Source organism: Flavobacterium sp. 270, assembly GCF_004368785.1.
GTDB lineage: Bacteria > Bacteroidota > Bacteroidia > Flavobacteriales > Flavobacteriaceae > Flavobacterium.
In genome coordinates, this window is the sequence record NZ_SODM01000001.1 from 1,213,668 (window position 1) to 1,231,239 (window position 17,572).

11 protein-coding genes are annotated in these 17,572 nt (G+C 31.3%); 5 read left to right on the forward strand and 6 right to left on the reverse strand.

The features are described from left to right. Positions 1–121 precede the first annotated feature (121 nt). Together EV144_RS05280 and EV144_RS05285 are read right to left on the reverse strand one after the other, a co-directional pair. Positions 122–526, reverse strand: a complete 405-nt coding sequence (locus EV144_RS05280; RefSeq protein WP_134146813.1) for a hypothetical protein — start codon at positions 524–526, stop codon at positions 122–124. A 12-nt stretch (positions 527–538) separates the two neighbouring features. Further along, positions 539–1,732, reverse strand: a complete 1,194-nt coding sequence (locus tag EV144_RS05285) for a glycoside hydrolase family 88 protein (RefSeq protein ID WP_134146815.1) — start codon at positions 1,730–1,732, stop codon at positions 539–541. A gap of 155 nt (positions 1,733–1,887) precedes the next feature. On the opposite strand from EV144_RS05285, the gene EV144_RS05290 reads away from it, so the two are divergent. From EV144_RS05290 to EV144_RS05305, 4 genes are all read left to right on the forward strand, one after another. Further along, complete coding sequence (locus EV144_RS05290; protein ID WP_134146817.1) at positions 1,888–2,283, forward strand: DUF2809 domain-containing protein; 396 nt, start codon at positions 1,888–1,890, stop codon at positions 2,281–2,283. Beyond that, positions 2,258–2,836 carry a non-canonical purine NTP diphosphatase gene (locus EV144_RS05295; RefSeq protein WP_134146819.1) on the forward strand — a complete coding sequence of 193 codons (579 nt, stop codon included), beginning with the start codon at positions 2,258–2,260 and terminating at the stop codon, positions 2,834–2,836. The genes EV144_RS05290 and EV144_RS05295 overlap by 26 nt, the downstream gene beginning before the upstream one ends. 204 nt (positions 2,837–3,040) lie before the next feature. Continuing rightward, positions 3,041–4,951, forward strand: coding sequence for a DEAD/DEAH box helicase (locus tag EV144_RS05300; RefSeq protein ID WP_134146821.1), 1,911 nt, complete (start codon positions 3,041–3,043; stop codon positions 4,949–4,951). A 173-nt stretch (positions 4,952–5,124) separates the two neighbouring features. Beyond that, positions 5,125–5,898, forward strand: a complete 774-nt coding sequence (locus EV144_RS05305; RefSeq protein WP_134146823.1) for a carboxypeptidase-like regulatory domain-containing protein — start codon at positions 5,125–5,127, stop codon at positions 5,896–5,898. 289 nt (positions 5,899–6,187) lie between these two features. Here EV144_RS05305 and EV144_RS05315 read toward each other — a convergent pair whose 3' ends face one another. Beyond that, the gene (locus tag EV144_RS05315) at positions 6,188–7,648 is read right to left on the reverse strand and encodes an aminoacyl-histidine dipeptidase (protein ID WP_134146827.1); all 1,461 of its coding nucleotides are present in this window, start codon (positions 7,646–7,648) and stop codon (positions 6,188–6,190) included. A 249-nt stretch (positions 7,649–7,897) separates the two neighbouring features. Between EV144_RS05315 and EV144_RS05320 the strand changes: the two genes are divergently transcribed. Then, positions 7,898–8,959 carry a DUF3810 domain-containing protein gene (locus tag EV144_RS05320; protein WP_134146829.1) on the forward strand — a complete coding sequence of 354 codons (1,062 nt, stop codon included), beginning with the start codon at positions 7,898–7,900 and terminating at the stop codon, positions 8,957–8,959. Here EV144_RS05320 and EV144_RS05325 read toward each other — a convergent pair. From EV144_RS05325 to EV144_RS05335, 3 genes are read right to left on the reverse strand one after another with little or no spacing between them, the layout of a single operon-like run. Beyond that, positions 8,956–10,137 carry a hypothetical protein gene (locus tag EV144_RS05325; protein ID WP_134146831.1) on the reverse strand — a complete coding sequence of 394 codons (1,182 nt, stop codon included), beginning with the start codon at positions 10,135–10,137 and terminating at the stop codon, positions 8,956–8,958. The two genes, EV144_RS05320 and EV144_RS05325, sit on opposite strands and share 4 nt — an antisense overlap. Positions 10,138–10,173: 36 nt before the next feature. Next, entirely contained in the window at positions 10,174–14,709 is a 4,536-nt protein-coding gene (locus EV144_RS05330) for a TonB-dependent receptor plug domain-containing protein (protein WP_134146833.1), read from the reverse strand. 4 nt (positions 14,710–14,713) lie between these two features. Beyond that, complete coding sequence (locus tag EV144_RS05335) at positions 14,714–17,470, reverse strand: carboxypeptidase-like regulatory domain-containing protein (RefSeq protein ID WP_134146835.1); 2,757 nt, start codon at positions 17,468–17,470, stop codon at positions 14,714–14,716. Positions 17,471–17,572: the final 102 nt, after the last annotated feature.

Here is a 17,572-nt window from a genome sequence, read left to right on the forward strand (position 1 = left end):
TTTAATTGTAAAATATTAAGCCGCAAAAGCACATTTTGTACTAAAAAATTAAAACTAAAAATACCGTAAAGTCTTTGCTATTCTACAAAATAGACTTTATACGAGAAACCCAAAATCAATGCTATTTCAACAATTCAGGCAGTGTTTCATTATTGATTATTTCTTTAGAAAGAACCGTATTATCATTTGCTAAGAAATAGGCATCAAACTGAACGCCTTCTTTTACTACATCCTGCGGAATTTGATCACTATTAAGCATTCCTTTCAGCATTTTGCGAAATGATACTTCAGCAGCTGTTTTATTGGCTTCATTTTGCTCCAGATTAGTTTCAAACCTAAGTTCAATTTTATTGTCATCTATATAACCTCTGGCAGTTGTCAGCGTTACATTTTCACCTTTAAAATTAGCTGCAGTACTATTGTAGGTCGTAACATATTCCTGCAGTTTTTGCTTCGTATTTTTACAGCTTGCCAGCATTACAACCAAAATAATGGCAAATGCTATTGGAGTGATTTTCTTCATCATGATTTCTAATTTTTATTTTAGTTTTTGAAGTCTTAACAATGCTTCCAAATAATAATAATCTGCATAATTGATAGAACAGTCAATTTCGCTTCCTGCAGGTTTATGACCTGTTGAATGAAGTAAAAATGCCGAATTTACATCGTGGCTTTGGTATTGATCTGATAACGAAACAATCATCTTTTTAGATTTTGTCAGATATTCGTTTTTCAGGTTTTTATCTTTTGTATAAGAACTCAATTCCATAAGTGCCGAAGATACAATTGCTGCAGCAGAAGCATCTCTTGGCGCATTTGGAATATCAGGAGCATTAAAATCCCAATACGGAATTAAATCTTCAGTTGTTAATCGATCTAAATATACACGAGCTAGTTTATGGGCAAAATCTAAGAATTTAGGATCTTTAGTTTCTCTGTATGTCATTGTAAAACCGTAAATAGCCCAAGCCTGTCCGCGCGCCCACATACTGTCGTCACTATATCCTTGTGCTGTTCTTCCTTTTATTTTTTTCCCTGTTTCATAATCATAAATGATAACATGATAAGATGTGTTATCTGGTCTAAAATGATTTGCCATTGTTGTTTCAGCATGTTTTACAGCAATATCATATAATTTTTTACTTCCTCCATTTTTAGAAGCCCAAAACAACAGCTCCAAATTCATCATATTATCAATAATAGTATTATGACCACCCATTTTATTATGAGGCCAAGACTGAATTGTTCCTACTTTTGGATTAAAAAGTGTCGCCAAAGTGTCGGCAGTTTTCAAAATGATTTCTTTGTATTCTTTGTTTTTAGTTAAACGATATCCGTTTCCAAAACTATTGAAAACCTGAAAACCTAAATCATGGTCGCCGGCTTTGCTCACAGATAAAGGCGTCAAAAATCGGCTGAATTTATCGGCTTCTTTTTCCCATTTTTTATCTCCCGTAGCTTGATATAAATACCACAACTCTCCAGGCCAAAATCCGCTGGTCCAATCTTTATAACCAACAAATTTCCATTCGTTGCTTCCATTCGGAACCGTTCTTGGTGAAGTTCCGTCATTCGGAATTACTTTTAACGTTTTTGAAGCTTGTACTGCACAATATTCTAATTGCTTTTTGACATCAAATGATTTTGTTTCGCCTTTTTTCTGCGAATAACCAACGGTTACAGAAATCAGAAGCGCTGTTAATAAAGAAGGAAATTTTGGTTTGAGATTCATAGTAGTAGTTTTTTTTTTAGAACGCTAAATTTATAAAAATTACAAGCAGCATTCAAGAAATAAAAATCATTAGTCTTTTAGACCCACCAAATTCGTACTATTTTGCACTCTTTTTATATCTTTGTTAGGTAACAACAAAAGATATTTACTACAACTTGGGCAAATCCAGAATCTACTACACCCTCCTATTACTTTTAGTAATCTGTCTTGGAATTCTTTCCAGAAAAATTTCGATAGTACCGCTTTGCTGCGGTGATATTCTTTACGCAGTAATGATGTATATCTTAATTAGAATTGTATTTATAACTAAAAACGCATTTCAAATTGGCATTATTGCTTTACTCATTTGCTACGGAATTGAATTCTTGCAGCTTTATCAGGCTGATTGGATTGTCGCACTTAGAAATACCCTTTTTGGACGATATGTTTTAGGTCAGGGATTTTTATGGAGCGATATTTTAGCTTACACTTTTGGAATTGCTATTGCTTTTATACTCGAAAAAATTACTTTAAAATATTATAATTATGAATCTGGTTTTCGCATCAAATAATAAAAACAAAATCAAGGAAATACAAAGTATTCTTCCTGAAACTATTAAAATCTTAAGTCTTGAAGAAATCGGCTGTCATGAAGATATTCCGGAAACTGCCGACACGATTGAAGGAAATGCGATCTTAAAAGCTGATCATGTAACGCAAAAATACGGTTACGACTGTTTTGCCGACGACACTGGCTTAGAAGTTGAGGCGTTAAACGGCGAACCTGGTGTTTATTCTGCCCGATATGCGGGCGAACAGCGCAGTGCAGATGACAACATGAATAAACTTTTAGACGGCTTGGCAGATAAATCAAATCGCAGTGCAAAGTTTAAGACCGTTATCGCTTTAAATTTAAATGGAGAACAACATCTTTTTACGGGAATTGCAAAAGGACAAATTACACTGCAGAAAACAGGAAATCAAGGTTTTGGATATGATCCGATTTTTCAGCCGGAAAACTTTACGGAAACTTTTGCTGAATTACCTCTGGAAACGAAGAATAAAATTGGCCACCGTGGAAAAGCTACTCAGCAACTAATTGATTTTCTGAACGCAGCAAAATAATTGTTTAAAATACAACATTTTAATAGCGAAAAATTAAATTTCACGACGTGTTTTTTTGACATTTTAGTTGACAGCTTCAAAAAATGATTTTACGATTACCATAACTTTTTGATAATCAAATCATAACAAAAACACAATTCTTAAAATTGCATTAGTTTATATGAATAATTAACAGTAATTTTGCACCCTATTTTAAATACACATATGAATAAATTTGAACAATTAGGATTGAATGAATCGTTACTGAAGGCGATTTTAGATCTAGGATTTGAAAATCCGTCAGAGGTACAGGAAAAGGCGATTCCCCTATTATTGGAAAAAGACACAGATATGGTTGCGTTGGCTCAGACAGGGACAGGGAAAACGGCAGCTTTCGGTTTTCCGCTAATTCAAAAAATTGATGCTGACAATAGAAACACACAAGCATTAGTTTTATCGCCAACACGAGAACTTTGTTTACAGATTACCAACGAACTTAAAAACTACTCAAAATACGAAAAAGGTATTAATGTGGTAGCAGTTTACGGCGGGGCTAGTATTACAGAGCAAGCCAGAGAAATTAAAAGAGGGGCACAAATTATTGTGGCTACTCCGGGAAGAATGCAAGACATGATTAACAGAGGTTTAGTAAACATTAAAAACATAGATTACTGTGTTCTTGATGAGGCTGACGAAATGTTAAACATGGGATTTTATGAGGATATCGTATCTATTTTATCTGATACTCCTGACGAAAAAAGTACATGGTTGTTCTCTGCAACTATGCCACAAGAGGTTGCCAGAATTGCAAAACAATTCATGAGCGAGCCTGTAGAAATTACTGTAGGAACAAAAAATTCTGGTTCTGCAACAGTTTCTCACGAATTTTACTTAGTGAATGCACGTGACCGTTACGAAGCTCTAAAACGTATCGCCGATGCGAATCCGGATATTTTCTCTGTAGTTTTCTGTAGAACAAAACGTGATACACAAGCTGTAGCTGAAAAATTAATAGAAGATGGATACAGCGCTGCTGCGTTGCACGGAGATTTATCTCAGGCACAACGTGATGGTGTAATGAAATCTTTCCGTGGAAGACAAATTCAGATGCTTGTTGCTACTGACGTTGCTGCACGTGGAATTGACGTTGATAATATTACTCACGTAGTAAACTATCAATTACCTGACGAGATTGAAACTTACAATCACCGTTCTGGACGTACTGGTAGAGCTGGAAGATTAGGAACTTCTATTGTAATTGTTACTAAAAGTGAATTACGTAAAATTTCTTCTATCGAAAGAATTATCAAACAAAAATTCGAAGAAAAAGCAATTCCATCTGGAATCGAAATCTGCGAAATTCAATTATTACACTTAGCTACAAAAATTAAAGATACAGAAGTTGATCACGAAATTGACAACTACTTACCAGCTATCAACAATGTTCTTGAAGGTTTATCTAAAGAAGAATTGATTAAAAAAATGGTATCTGTAGAATTTAACCGTTTCATTGCTTACTACAAAAAGAACAGAGATATTTCATCTCAATCTTCTGGAGAAAGACGTGAAAGAAATGATTCTGAGCCAAGAGAATTCAATAATAACGGAGCAGTTCGTTATTTTGTAAACATCGGTTCTAGAGACAATTTCGATTGGATGTCGCTTAAAGATTATTTGAAAGAAACATTAGACTTAGGTCGTGATGATGTTTTCAAGGTTGACGTAAAAGAAGGTTTCTCTTTCTTTAACACTGATCCTGAGCACACAGAAAAAGTTATGGAAGTATTAAACAACGTACAATTAGAAGGACGTCGTATTAATGTTGAAATTTCTAAAAATGACGGTGGCGGAAGACGTGACCATAACGGACGTTCTGGTGGTGGAAGAAGTTCTGGACCAAGAAGAGAAGGAAACTTTGCTCCAAGACGCGAAGGTTCTGGAGGCGGATTTAGAAGCGACAGAAACTCAGCTCCTAGAGAAGGTGGTTTCAGAAGCGACAGAAACTCATCTGCTCCAAAAAGAGAAGGTGGTTTTAGAAGTTCAGCTCCAAGAAGTGAAGGCGGTTCTGATAGAGCTCCAAGACGTTCTGAAAGCTTTGGTGATTCACCAAGACCAAGAAGACCAAGAAGAGATTAATAATATTAATATCTTAAAATATAAATCCCAAATTCCATATTTAATTGGAATTTGGGATTTTTTCTTATATCTAAGAATCTCATCAGCACCTTTGTTAATTTTCTGATAATTATATTCGGAGACTGCGAAATATTTAATCTCGATTTACTACTTTTAGTGCTTTAAATCAGGATATGAAATATTTCGCAGTTTTCTTTTTTATGCTATTCTCTACTATTGGCTTTGCGCAAGACACAGAGTCTACAGTTCCTCAAAGAGTTTCAGGTTATATTATTAACGATAACAGTAAACAGCCTCTTTCTAATGTAAACGTCATTAATACAAATAAAGTACGTGGCGCAAAATCTGATGAAAAAGGATATTTCGAAATTGATGTGCAGGTAAATGACACATTGCACTTTTCTATTCTGGGTTTTCAATCTCTAAGAATCAGAGTTACAAATGACTGGATCAAAAATAAAGTAACCAGAATTCAGCTTACTGAAAAAGCTATTGCTTTGGAAGAAGTCGTGATTGCTCCATTTAGTTTAACCGGATATCTTGAAATTGACTCAAAATTAATTCCAACAAAAGAAAACTACCGTTATAGTATTTCAGGCCTTACACAAGGTTATGAAGCGGGAGAATATTCTCCAAATGCTTTCGGAAAAGTATTAGGATCAATCTTTAATCCTGCCGATATGCTTTATAATTTCTTCGGAAAAAATGGAAAAGAGCTCAAGAAACTGAAGGAAATGAAAAAAGATGATACAGTTCGAAATCTTTTAGAATCAAAATACGATCGTGAAACTGTTTCTGTTTTATTAGGCGTAAGCAAGGACGAAATTCCCGAAATTATGCATCGATGTAACTATTCTGATTCTTTTATCCAGACAGCAAACGATTTGCAAATTATGGATGCCATAAGTGCTTGTTACGAGCAGTATAAAGTCTTAAAACGAAATTAAATTTTTACTATAATATCAATCCTCAATTTACAATTGGGGATTTTTTTTGAAATATAATTCCTAAAATTCAGAATATTATATAAATTTACTTTAATAAAATTGAACCAATTAAAATTTCAAAGCTATGTCAAAAGGTCAAGACGCCAAAAAAACGGTAAAAAAAGAACCGCTTAAAACGGCTAAAGAAAAGAAAGAAGAAAAAAGGGATAAGAAGAATAACCCTAAAAGAGACTAAAGAATTCAGTCGCAGTTTTCAGTTTGCAACTGAGAACTGCGACTGTAAACTAAATTATTTAACCGGAATATTTGAAAGAATTTCTAAAACAAATTTCCAATATTTTTGAGCCGAAGAAATACTTGCTCTCTCATCTGGAGAATGCGCACCGTGAATTGTTGGTCCAAAAGAAATCATATCCATTTCAGGATAATTAGTTCCTAAAATACCGCATTCTAAACCAGCATGACAAGCCACAACTTTTGGTTTTTCGTTATTTTGTTTTTCGTAAATATCTTTTAAAACTTCTAATATTTCAGAATTTACATTTGGAGTCCAGCCTGGATAAGAACCTGAAAGTTCAACCTCGCAGCCCACTAATTCAAAAGCAGAACGCAATGCATTTGCTAAGTCGAATTTTGAAGTTTCAACAGAAGAACGCGTTAAACATCCAATTGAGATTTTACCGTCTTTTACAATAACTCTGGCAATATTATTTGAAGTTTCAACTAAATCAGCCATATCAGCACTCATTCTGTAAACGCCATTATGAGCCGCATAAATTGCACGGATAATTCCTTCCTGAACACCAAGATCCATTACTCTTTCTGGCAAATCGCATTTTACAATTTCGATAGAAAGATTTGGCTCAGTCGTTTTATATTCTGTTTTAATATCGTTGATGATTTCCTGCATATCATAAATGTAAGCTTCATCAAACATTTCAGAAATAATCACTTTTGCAACACTTTCTCTCGGGATTGCATTTCGCAAACTTCCACCGTTAATTTCAGCAACTTGTAAACCAAAGTTTTCAAAAGCATCAAACAACAAGCGGTTCATAATTTTATTAGCATTCCCTAAACCTTTGTTGATATCCATTCCTGAATGACCACCATTAAGCCCTTTTACGGTAATAATATGCCCAACTGAACCTTCCGTAACTTCTTCTTCATGATACGTTCTTGTAGCCGTTACATCAATTCCTCCTGCGCATCCAATATCAATTTCATCATCTTCTTCCGTATCTAAATTCAATAAAATCTGACCTTGAAGAATTCCTCCTTTTAGGTTTAAAGCTCCTGTCATTCCAGTTTCTTCATCAATTGTAAACAAAGCCTCAATTGCAGGATGCGGAATATCTTTGCTTTCCAGAATAGCCATAATTGTAGCCACTCCTAGCCCATTGTCTGCACCAAGCGTAGTACCGCGAGCACGAACCCAGTCTCTATCAACATACATATCAATTCCCTGTGTATCGAAATCAAAAACAGTGTCTGCATTTTTTTGGTGTACCATATCAAGGTGTCCTTGTAATACAATTGCTTTGCGATTTTCCATTCCCGGAGTTGCCGGTTTTCTGATGATTACATTTCGAATTTCGTCTTCAAAAGTTTCTAAACCTAAGCTAGTTCCGAAGTTTTTCATGAACTCAATTACACGATCTTCTTTTTTTGACGGACGCGGAACTGCATTCAAATCAGAGAATTTATTCCATAGCGCTTTAGGTTCGAGATTTCTTATTTCCTGACTCATTATTTTTTGTTTGAAGTTTAACAATTAAGAGTTTCAAAGTTACAAAGTTTAAAAGTTTTTCTGCCACGAATTACACAAATTAGCACAAATTATAATTGTTATAAAAGTGGATTCTGTCATCTTTTAGCACATTTACAGAATTATCTAAAAAAATAGAATCATTAATTAGTGAAAATTCGTGTAATTCGCGCCTAACTTTTTTTAATCAGTCAATAATGTATTTATATTTACGTATCTAAAATTTAAATTGTGAACCGAAAATACATTTTACCTTTATTTCTTCTTACTCAAATAGTCTTTTTAAGAATCCTGCCTTATTTTTCAGATTATGTTGAAGGTTTTTACAGCAACAATTTATATATCAGAATTTCTCATTTTTCGAGAACCGTTTTAGGTAAAATTCCATTTTCTGTCGGTGATTGTATCTATGCGGTGCTAATTCTTTCTGCCATTAGCTGGTTTTGGAGAATAAGAAAAACCTGGAAAGCAGACTGGAAAGATCATCTTTTAAAAATACTGGGTAAAATTTCGGTTTTTTACTTTTTCTTTCATTTTCTCTGGGCTTTCAATTATTATCGTAAACCTCTTTTTGAAAAAATGGAAATCAAAAGAGAATATTCAGATGCCGATCTTTTGGCTTTTACGAAGAGGTTAATTGTAAAAACGAATGAAGTTCAATATCAAATTACAAAAAACAAAAGCGCAAAAATCGTTTTTCCTTATTCTCAAAAACAATCTTTTAAAATGATTTTGAATGGATATGACAATTTAGCAAAAGAACATCCTTATTTTAAATATGATATTTTAAGCGTTAAAAAATCTCTTTTCAGCGTTCCGCTTACTTATATGGGTTTCGCCGGTTATTTAAATCCTTTTACAAACGAAGCTCAGGTAAATGATTTATTGCCAATGTATACTTTTCCACTTACTACTTCGCACGAAATGGCGCATCAGATTGGTCTTGCAAGCGAAAATGAATGCAATTTTATTGGCGTTTTAGCATCGGTTAAAAATGACAATTTATATTATAAATACGCTGGATACAGTTTTACTTTACGTTATTGTCTGGGAATCTGGCAGTCTAAAAATGAAAAAATCTTTGAAGTATTAAAGAAACAAGTCAACGTTGGGATTTTAAAAAATTATCAGGAAAGTCAGGATTTCTGGAAACGTTACGATACGTTTATTGATGAAGGTTTTCATTTTTTATACGATAATTTCCTAAAATCAAACAATCAAAAAGATGGAATGGAAAGTTATAGTAAATTCATAGATTTGACATTGAATTATTATAAAGGAAGAGAATTTTAGTGATAATATTGAATCTCTCTTGTGCAAATTTCGGTAAGTTTCAAACTATTTTTATCTTTACCTTGTTCCGTTTCCTTTTTTATCCAATTTCCCTTTTTATCATAAACATATTTCTTATTTATAACTTTTACTGTTAATCCTTCAAATGATATATATTCGTCAGAAATTATATTTTGTTCTTGATCATACCTTGTAATCTGCGTTTTATATTGTTGATGACCAATTGATCTGTAATTACCAATTACTTCTTCATCTTTTGTTTTATTTCCAAATTCATCATATTCATAAATAATATGGTAACCACAAAATGGTAATTTATCTGTATAAATATATATTGCTTTACTTTCTATTTTATTTCCTTTATTATCATACACGAAATATTCATCTGTATTATGTGGAAAAAACTTTGCTTTCTGGTATTTTTTAATTAGCTGATTATTTAAATTGTATTCATAACCGAACAAAGGAGACCAATTACAACTTTCATTGCTAGAAAAAACGCAATTTCCTTCTTCTATTAAGTTTCCTCTTTCATCATATTTATATTCAGTAATTTTAGTTTTTTTATCATTTCGAAAACTTGATACTGTCTTCAAAACACATTTATCGTTGGCATTATAACTACATTTTTCTACTTCGTACAAAAAGTTTGATTTATTTTCTTGAGTTTTTTCATTGTAATTACTAAATCCTCCATATAGATATTCTGTGTTTTCTATTTTTCTATTTTTATCGTCATATATAGATGAAGTTTCTTTAACCAAGATATTACTAAAATATTCTTTAAGACTTACTTGATTCCATTTTTTATCATATTGATAAATATTTCCATCAATTCCAAAATCCATTTTATTTATTTTTGAAACCAATTTATTTTCCTTAAAAGTATAATGAACTTCTTCTACTTTTAATCTTCTATTAAAAACATCTAATCCTAAACCATAATATATGATTGTCTCAGTGTTTCCTTTTCTATCAAAAAAATAAATTACTGAATCAGTCTCAATTTTGTTTTTCAAATAATCGGTTTTAATTTTTAGAGTCTTTATTTTATCATTTAAAACAACATTGAATTTATCATCCTGCTCCATAAAAAAAACTGTCTTTTTACTTTGACCATAAAACGAAAAAGATACTACGAAAAAACATACAATACACTTTGAAATTATTTTTTTCATAAATGTTTTAATCAATATTTTAATATTATTTTTTATTTACGGAATCACTTCAATATTAATTCCTTTATTCCAGTTTTTATGCTCATTTTCGTAATATAAATAAGCAGAAGAAGCTACTCCTTTATAATTTCCCGGAACAATGGCTTTAAGGTCAATATTAATTTTCTTAATTTCTTTAGGATCCATTTTTCTAAAATAAAAAACCAATTCGCTTCCAAAAATTTCATAATAATCAACAACATTTTTATCTACAAGTTCTTTTAACTGCCAAGGTTCTGGGCTTAATCCGCCAGGAATTCCTATTCTTGCAATTGGGTTTGAAATTTGTTCTAAACTTGTATTCTGAATTTCAATTTCCACTCTTGATGTCTCACTAATTTTTATTTTACTTTTTTCTGTTTTCGTCTTTAAAATTAGCTTGCATTCTTTAGAATTATTTGGGGTATAGGTATTATAATTTACATAAAACATATACGGAATTGAATTTTCTTCCGGAATCTGAATCGAAAAATTATTTTTCCCTGCATTGATTTTTAGATTTTCTAAAATTATATTACCGCTGATATTCTTTTTAGTTAAATCTATTGGTTTATTATTTAGATTCATTACTGCAGCGGCACTAAAAACTGATCTCGTATCTATTTTATTAAATTCTGAAATTGCTTTTAGGGTAAGCGCTGTTGCTTGTGTAGAGCCATATCCTAACATCTTTTTGGCTGATTGGATATAATCTAAAGCATCTAAAACTTGTTTTGTCACTTGTTCTTCTTTTAATAATGCAATAGCATAAAGTGCAGCAATCTCTATATTCTGAGAAACTCCATAGCTGTTAATAACAGATTGTTCTGCTTTTAAATTTTTGAATCCTTTTTTTTCAATTTCAATACTTATCAGCTGCATCAATTGTTTGTATTCTTGAACTTTTTGCAGGTTAAAAGATGCCAAAGCGACCAATTCCATTCTATATAAATCATTACTTTTTAAGGCTTCCAGAAGCACTTTTTGATATTGTTTCTCAATATCTTTTTGCCCAATTTCTGATAAAACATATACGATGTAGGCATTGTTTACTTCGTATTTTATTCCAGAAAAACCATATTTTGCAGGATTTGACTTAAAACCGCCTTTATCATCTTTTCTTGAATTCAGCCAGGCTATTGATCTTTCGATCATTTTTGTATCCACGTTTATAAATTCCTTCATTTCGTTAAACTGTAACAAACCATATGCAGTGAGCGCTTCGTTACCTGGATTTCCGCCATACCATTCAAAGCCGCCGTTTTTAGACTCATAGTTTTTCAGTTTTGTATAACCAGATGCTAAAAACATCATAGCTTTTTCTTTAAATTCTGATCCTGTATTTTTATATTTTAATAACTGCATCGCCATAATGTTTGGATAATTTGAAGACGAAACCTGCTCAAAACATCCTGAAGGTTCATGCATCATGCTTTCTAAACCGTCAAATATGGCAGAAAACGGATTGTAAAACAATTTGAATCCGGCATCAATAGAGCTTTCCATTGGATCAAAAATGGTAAAATCTGCATTCTGAGACTTTGTCCCTGAAAAAGCCAGCTGCACAGGAAAACCATTTGAAGAAACATCAATTGTTTTTTTGATTTTAGTTTTAAAATTTTCTGCTTCTAATATAATTTCCAATGGAATATTATTGGCGATTCTATTTGGAATTAATGCAATGTAAAATGTTTTAGATTCATTTGGTTTTAAGTCAATAAAAGAATCTTTTATAGTAGTATTTTTTCCATCAAAACTAATTTTACAGTTTAATTTTAAATTGTTTTCTGAGTTGTTTTTTACCCATACTGGTAGTGAAATAACATCTTCTTTTGAAGAATAAAGCGGCACTTTTACATCTATCTGAATTAATTCTTTTACAGCATAAGAAACTTCAGATTTACCAATATCTCCTTTATAAGATGTTCCTTCTGCTAAAATTTTAAAAGAAGTATTATCATCAGAATTACAAAATTCAAAATTTGCTTCGCCTTTATTATTAGTCTGAATAACTGAATTCCAGTAAATACAACTTCTAAAATCAGATTTTTCTTCAGTAATTGTCGATTTATATTTGGGTGCATAAAAATCTTCTGCTTCGTTTAATATCCTTACTCCCGACTTATTAATATTCTGAAAAGTATAATTATATTTTTTACCCAGAAGAATTTTCCCATTCATCAATTTATTTTTAGTTGTTATTAAGATAACGCCATAATTGCCACTTGAACCATAAATTGATGTTGCTGAAGCATCTTTCAGAATGACAATTGATTCTATTAAACTTGGTGAAAGGCTTCCTAAAACAGCCGAATTCTCATTATTTGCATACGGAATTCCGTCTATAACAATTAATGGCTGTCCTCCTCCTCTGTTTCCATAAATTGATCCTGCGCCTCGAATCAGAATTCTTTCTGATGTATCTGGTTGGCCCGTTCCTGAACTAACCTGAACCCCCGCTACTCTGCCGCTTAAAGAAGATATAATTTCTCGCGATGAAACATAACTAACTGAACTTATAAGCTTTTTTCGGGACATTGTGCCATACCCTACCACTACTACTTCTTCTAATGCGGACTTGTCTGCATCTAAAAAAGTGGTATTTTTTTTCGGTTCTATAATTGTGCTTTCCTCGCTATTTATGGCTTTTTGTATGGTCTTGTAATGCACTTCTGTCTGAGTCGTATTAGAAAGCGTATCTTTCATCTTAAAAAAATCAGACTGATCCGACAATGAATTTTTGATAATACATTCTCCTTTATTTTTACTTTCGGCTGCCAAACATGCCAAATTAGAAAATACAACTCTATTAAATTTAAAATAACCACTTGAGTTACTTTTAGTTTCATAAACTTTTCCTTTATCTGTAAAAAACATCACTTTTACAGCAATAGGTTTTTGTTTATCATTTAGTACAAATCCCTCTATTACATTGCTTTTTTCGGGTTGTATATTTTTACTTTCAAACAATAATTTTACGAGGTCTTTTTGATTGTATTTTACCCAGCCTTGCGTATTTAATAACAAATCAATTGCTTCTTCTTTTAATTCGAGTTTTTTATTATCATCAAAATAAAATCTGGGTTCGTAAATTTTACCCTTTAATTCTGCTCCTAAAAACAGCCATGATAAAATATTATCTTGCTTATCATCGATGTAAGTCATCAGTTGTGAATCGACTACAGATATTGATAAATTTGACGAAATTGGATTATTATTTTTATCTTTTGTAAGAATAAAAACCTTTACTTTTTCTCTTGGCAGATAAGTTTCTTTGTTTGTTTTAATTTCTATTTTTAATCCATCTTGATAGTTTAGAAAAATAAGCCTTTCTGCTGCGATTCTATCTTCAATCAATAATGAAAAAGATTGAATTCCCATAGGAAGCTCTTTTGTATTTACATCAACAGTATTCCACCCCTGTTTTAAATTTACTTTAAATGATTTATGGATTTTTGACGTATTACGTATCAAAATTTTTCCCTCAATTGCTAACGGAGCATAAATATTCAAAACAACGTTTTCTGATTTCTTTTGAGCATTTATTACAAAACTATTTTTTGATGCTTCAGGCAATGCAATTTTTCCCTGAGATTTAAACGGAGAAGTTAATACGGCAAAGTATTTTTTATTCGCTTCTGTTTTCAAAATCACATTTCCCATTCCGTCATGGATACTTTTAAAATCGGCAATTTTATTTCCTGTTTCATCCTCAATAAAACCGCTCACATCCATTGGAAATCCAAATTCATTTTTTGCAATAAAAAATAAAGATGATGCTTCATTTAAAACAAAATTGCCACTTTCTGGTAAAAATTGTAAATCAACAAAATTCAGATTAATGGGTATTGCTCGTGTAACAGATTCTTTAAAATTATCGTAATCGAGCATTACATTTAAAATTCCATCATTTGATTTTAAATCATTTGGAAGTTTAAAATTAATAACTGCTTTTCCCATCTCATCTGTTTTTCCATGCAATGAATCTATTTTTTTTCCTGCAATAAAAATGTCGTAATCAAACATATAATTTCTTACAGGCTGGTTTTCTAAGTTTTTCAACTCAAAATCAGCTTCACATATTTCTCCTTTACCATAAGATTTCTTTTTAAAATCCAACGTCATTAATATCCTTGGCGAAACCACTTTTTGTACAAAAAATGTTTTCTCAAAAATATTGGCCGCAGTATGGCTTTGAATTCTGGTGTAAGCTCTTATTTTAAACATTCCGGGAGTCGTATTTTCAGAAATCGTATAAGAACCAGAAATACCTCCGTTTTCTACAGCATAAATCTGACTGGCTACTTTTTTGTTTGCTCCATCAAATAAATCTGTATAAACAAAATCGCTCAATGTAGTCGGACTGTTGTCAGCTTCTGTAATATATCCTTTAAAATAAAGTGTTTCTCCGGGAGTATATAATACATTATTTAAGTTTAAATATACTTTCTCATTAACTGGTTTTTGATAAATAGAATTCCAATCGGCTTCGATATTCTGGCTCAGTACGGCTTGAAATACTAATAAAAACAATATGTATTTTATATTTTGCATTGTCTTAAAATTTTATTGTTAAAGAAGAACCAAAACTTCTCATCATTGGTGAATTGAAATAATCTAATCCCTTTGTTTCTATAGAATTAAACATTGTATTATTGGTAAAAGAAGTTTTACTTTTAGATACAACAAAAGCATTATTCACAAAAAAGGAAATATTGATATCAAAACTACTGCTGTAAGGCAATTTATAACTTAGATTTATGGAGCTCAATCTAATATAAGTAGCGTCTTCAATCGCGTCTTCTGCTACACCTTCAACTCCATATCTTGTCCATCGATTTTGCTCTAGCGGAAGATTTGGGTCGTAAAACGATACTGCTTTTGTATTTTTCAGACCAGATTGTGTAACTCCGTCAAAAACATAATTTGTAATATTTCTTTGGTTTCCGGTCAGTTCAGATTTTCCGTAATAGTTTAAAGTCTGTTGTGTTCCATTCCAAATTTTACCACCCTGACTCCAATCAAAAGAAAAATTAAGTGTAATTCTTTTGTACTTGAGTGTATTAAAAAAACCAATTACAAAATCTGGATTTGAATTTCCTAAAATTTTGGGTTGTGAATCTTTTATTGGAAAACCATCTTCGCCGATTATTACATTTTGATTATTATCTCTTAAATAACCACTGCCAACAAGAACTCCCAGCGGCTGTCCAACAATATAATTTTTGTTAACATCTACAAAACCTGCAAATGGAATTTTAGTTTGGTCACTATTAAGGCTAGTAACTTCATTTTTATAATAAGTAAAATTAAAGTTAAAGCTATAACTCAAATTTCTTCCATAAATATTTGTTCTTTCAATTTCAACTTCAATTCCGTTTTGTTTGTAATTTACCTCTGGCGACCAATTAACCATATCCTGATTAAAAATAGGAACATATAAATTTTCTATTCTTTTGTTATAAAAATTCAGATTTAGATTCCATTTATAATTTAGATTATAATACAACCCAAAATTTGTAAATTTTTCTTTGGTGGGAATCGCATTTTTTGGCGTTATTAATTCTAAATTATTTTGAAGTTGGTGAAATTGATTTACCTGATATTGCAAAGAATTAAAATTCAAATTATTATTTTGCAATGAAGGCTCAGTTTTAATATCAGAATAATTAATACTAAACCAGATTGGTATATCAAAAAAGTTTCTCATTTCTGCCGAAGCAAGAAAATTAGTCATCAAATCATTTTTAACCGTTGAAGAATAATTAAAACTGGAATTCGCTTTCAAAGTAATTTCACCATAATAATCAAAGATGTCTTTAATAAGATAAGAACCATTTACATTATAAAAAACTTCGATTCTTTCCTGAGAAACATCAAGCTTATTTTGTGATAAACTATTGTTTGGAAAATCGGCCGGCGTGATAAATCCGTTAAAATAATTTCTTTCTAATTGTCGTTGCTGATACTTAAAATCTATTTTTGATTCTATAAATTGGCCATTAAAAAAGTTGTACGTGAAAGTTTCTGAAGCAGTAAGGTTTTTAAATTGCTCTATTCTTTTATCAAAATTAGGAGCATTATTTCCTGCAAAATAAAACCCTTGTCCATTAGTATTTGAAATTTTCGAAGACTGAAAACTTGCATTAACTACATTAGAAATAGACTCTTTTGAATATTTATGATTGAAATTAAAAGAAAATGTTTTGCTTTTATTCGTATCTAAATTATTTTCTATCAAATAATAAGGATTGTTTTCTAAACCAGAATAGCTTCGCTGTAAACCATTTGATAATGTAGATGCAGTTTTATTATCAAAATGAATTGGAGTGACTGCATTGGCAAAAATGATTTTATTTACTCCAAAATTTGCGTTAGAAAAGTTATTTTCAAAATCATTATAAGATAGAACAGTTTCAATTTTACTATGTTCTGAAACATTTCTAAAATATTTTAGAGAGCTTGTAATTTCATTGTTTCGTGCTGTTGGTATTGAAATAGTTCCTGCTTTATAAATAAAATTAACTTTCAGGAAATTACCTTTTGGGCTTTCAATTTGAGATGAAAAAGAGTATTTATTACTAATTGAATTTCGATAAAAATTATTTGGGTCATAAAGCTGCAGAGAATTTCCGTTTCCTGCTGTTTTATTTATTATATCACCCTGAGGATAATATTCTGATGGATTTCCTGAATATGATAAGGTATTGACATTTGGTCCCCAGCTAAAAATTTCATTACTATCAGGAGATTGATAAACTGTTTGACCGTTAAAGCTTCTTCCTTGTGCATATGTTGTCTGATATTTTGGAAGTCTGATTGGACTTGAATAAACAAACTCCTGATTCAATTCAAAAGATAATTTATTGTACTCAAACCCTTTTTTCAAACTATAAAAACCATTTTCATTTCTAGTAATTTTAAGTATATTTTTATCGCCCAAACCATCTTCAAGATTAAATTCAAATCTTCCTGAAGGGGCCGCAATTTTCACAGAATCACTTGGTTTCTTTAATTTCTCTGTATAATCACTACTTGTAATTGGATTAACGGATTCTCCGTTTTTTTGAAGAGCAAGATTCGTAATTCTAATCAATTTTGTTTTCATTCCAATATAAGAAATCGATAAGACATCACCAACTTTAACTTCTATTGCATAATTTCCATAAAAATCTGTACTGACACAATTATGTGTATTTACCACACAGACAGTAACCCCCGGAAGCGCCATGCCATTGTCACTAATATTACCTTTATAAATTGTTTGAGAAAAACCAATAGTTGATATAAAAAGAAAGAGTAATAGTTTTTTCATAAATGGTACTTTTATCTATAGAGTATAGTTTTTGGCAAAAAGTTGGGAAGATCTAAAAAATATTAGGATTAATACTAATTTTTATTCTATTATATTTTTTTT

Excerpts from the sequence above, each read along its gene's own strand:
- EV144_RS05295 (WP_134146819.1), top strand. The coding sequence starts at position 2,258 with ATGAATCTGGTTTTCGCATCAAATAATAAAAACAAAATCAAGGAAATA.
- EV144_RS05330 (WP_134146833.1), bottom strand. The coding sequence starts at position 14,709 with ATGCAAAATATAAAATACATATTGTTTTTATTAGTATTTCAAGCCGTA.
- EV144_RS05285 (WP_134146815.1), bottom strand. The coding sequence starts at position 1,732 with ATGAATCTCAAACCAAAATTTCCTTCTTTATTAACAGCGCTTCTGATT.
- EV144_RS05335 (WP_134146835.1), bottom strand. The coding sequence starts at position 17,470 with ATGAAAAAACTATTACTCTTTCTTTTTATATCAACTATTGGTTTTTCT.
- EV144_RS05280 (WP_134146813.1), bottom strand. The coding sequence starts at position 526 with ATGATGAAGAAAATCACTCCAATAGCATTTGCCATTATTTTGGTTGTA.
- EV144_RS05300 (WP_134146821.1), top strand. The coding sequence starts at position 3,041 with ATGAATAAATTTGAACAATTAGGATTGAATGAATCGTTACTGAAGGCG.
- EV144_RS05325 (WP_134146831.1), bottom strand. The coding sequence starts at position 10,137 with ATGAAAAAAATAATTTCAAAGTGTATTGTATGTTTTTTCGTAGTATCT.
- EV144_RS05305 (WP_134146823.1), top strand. The coding sequence starts at position 5,125 with ATGAAATATTTCGCAGTTTTCTTTTTTATGCTATTCTCTACTATTGGC.
- EV144_RS05315 (WP_134146827.1), bottom strand. The coding sequence starts at position 7,648 with ATGAGTCAGGAAATAAGAAATCTCGAACCTAAAGCGCTATGGAATAAA.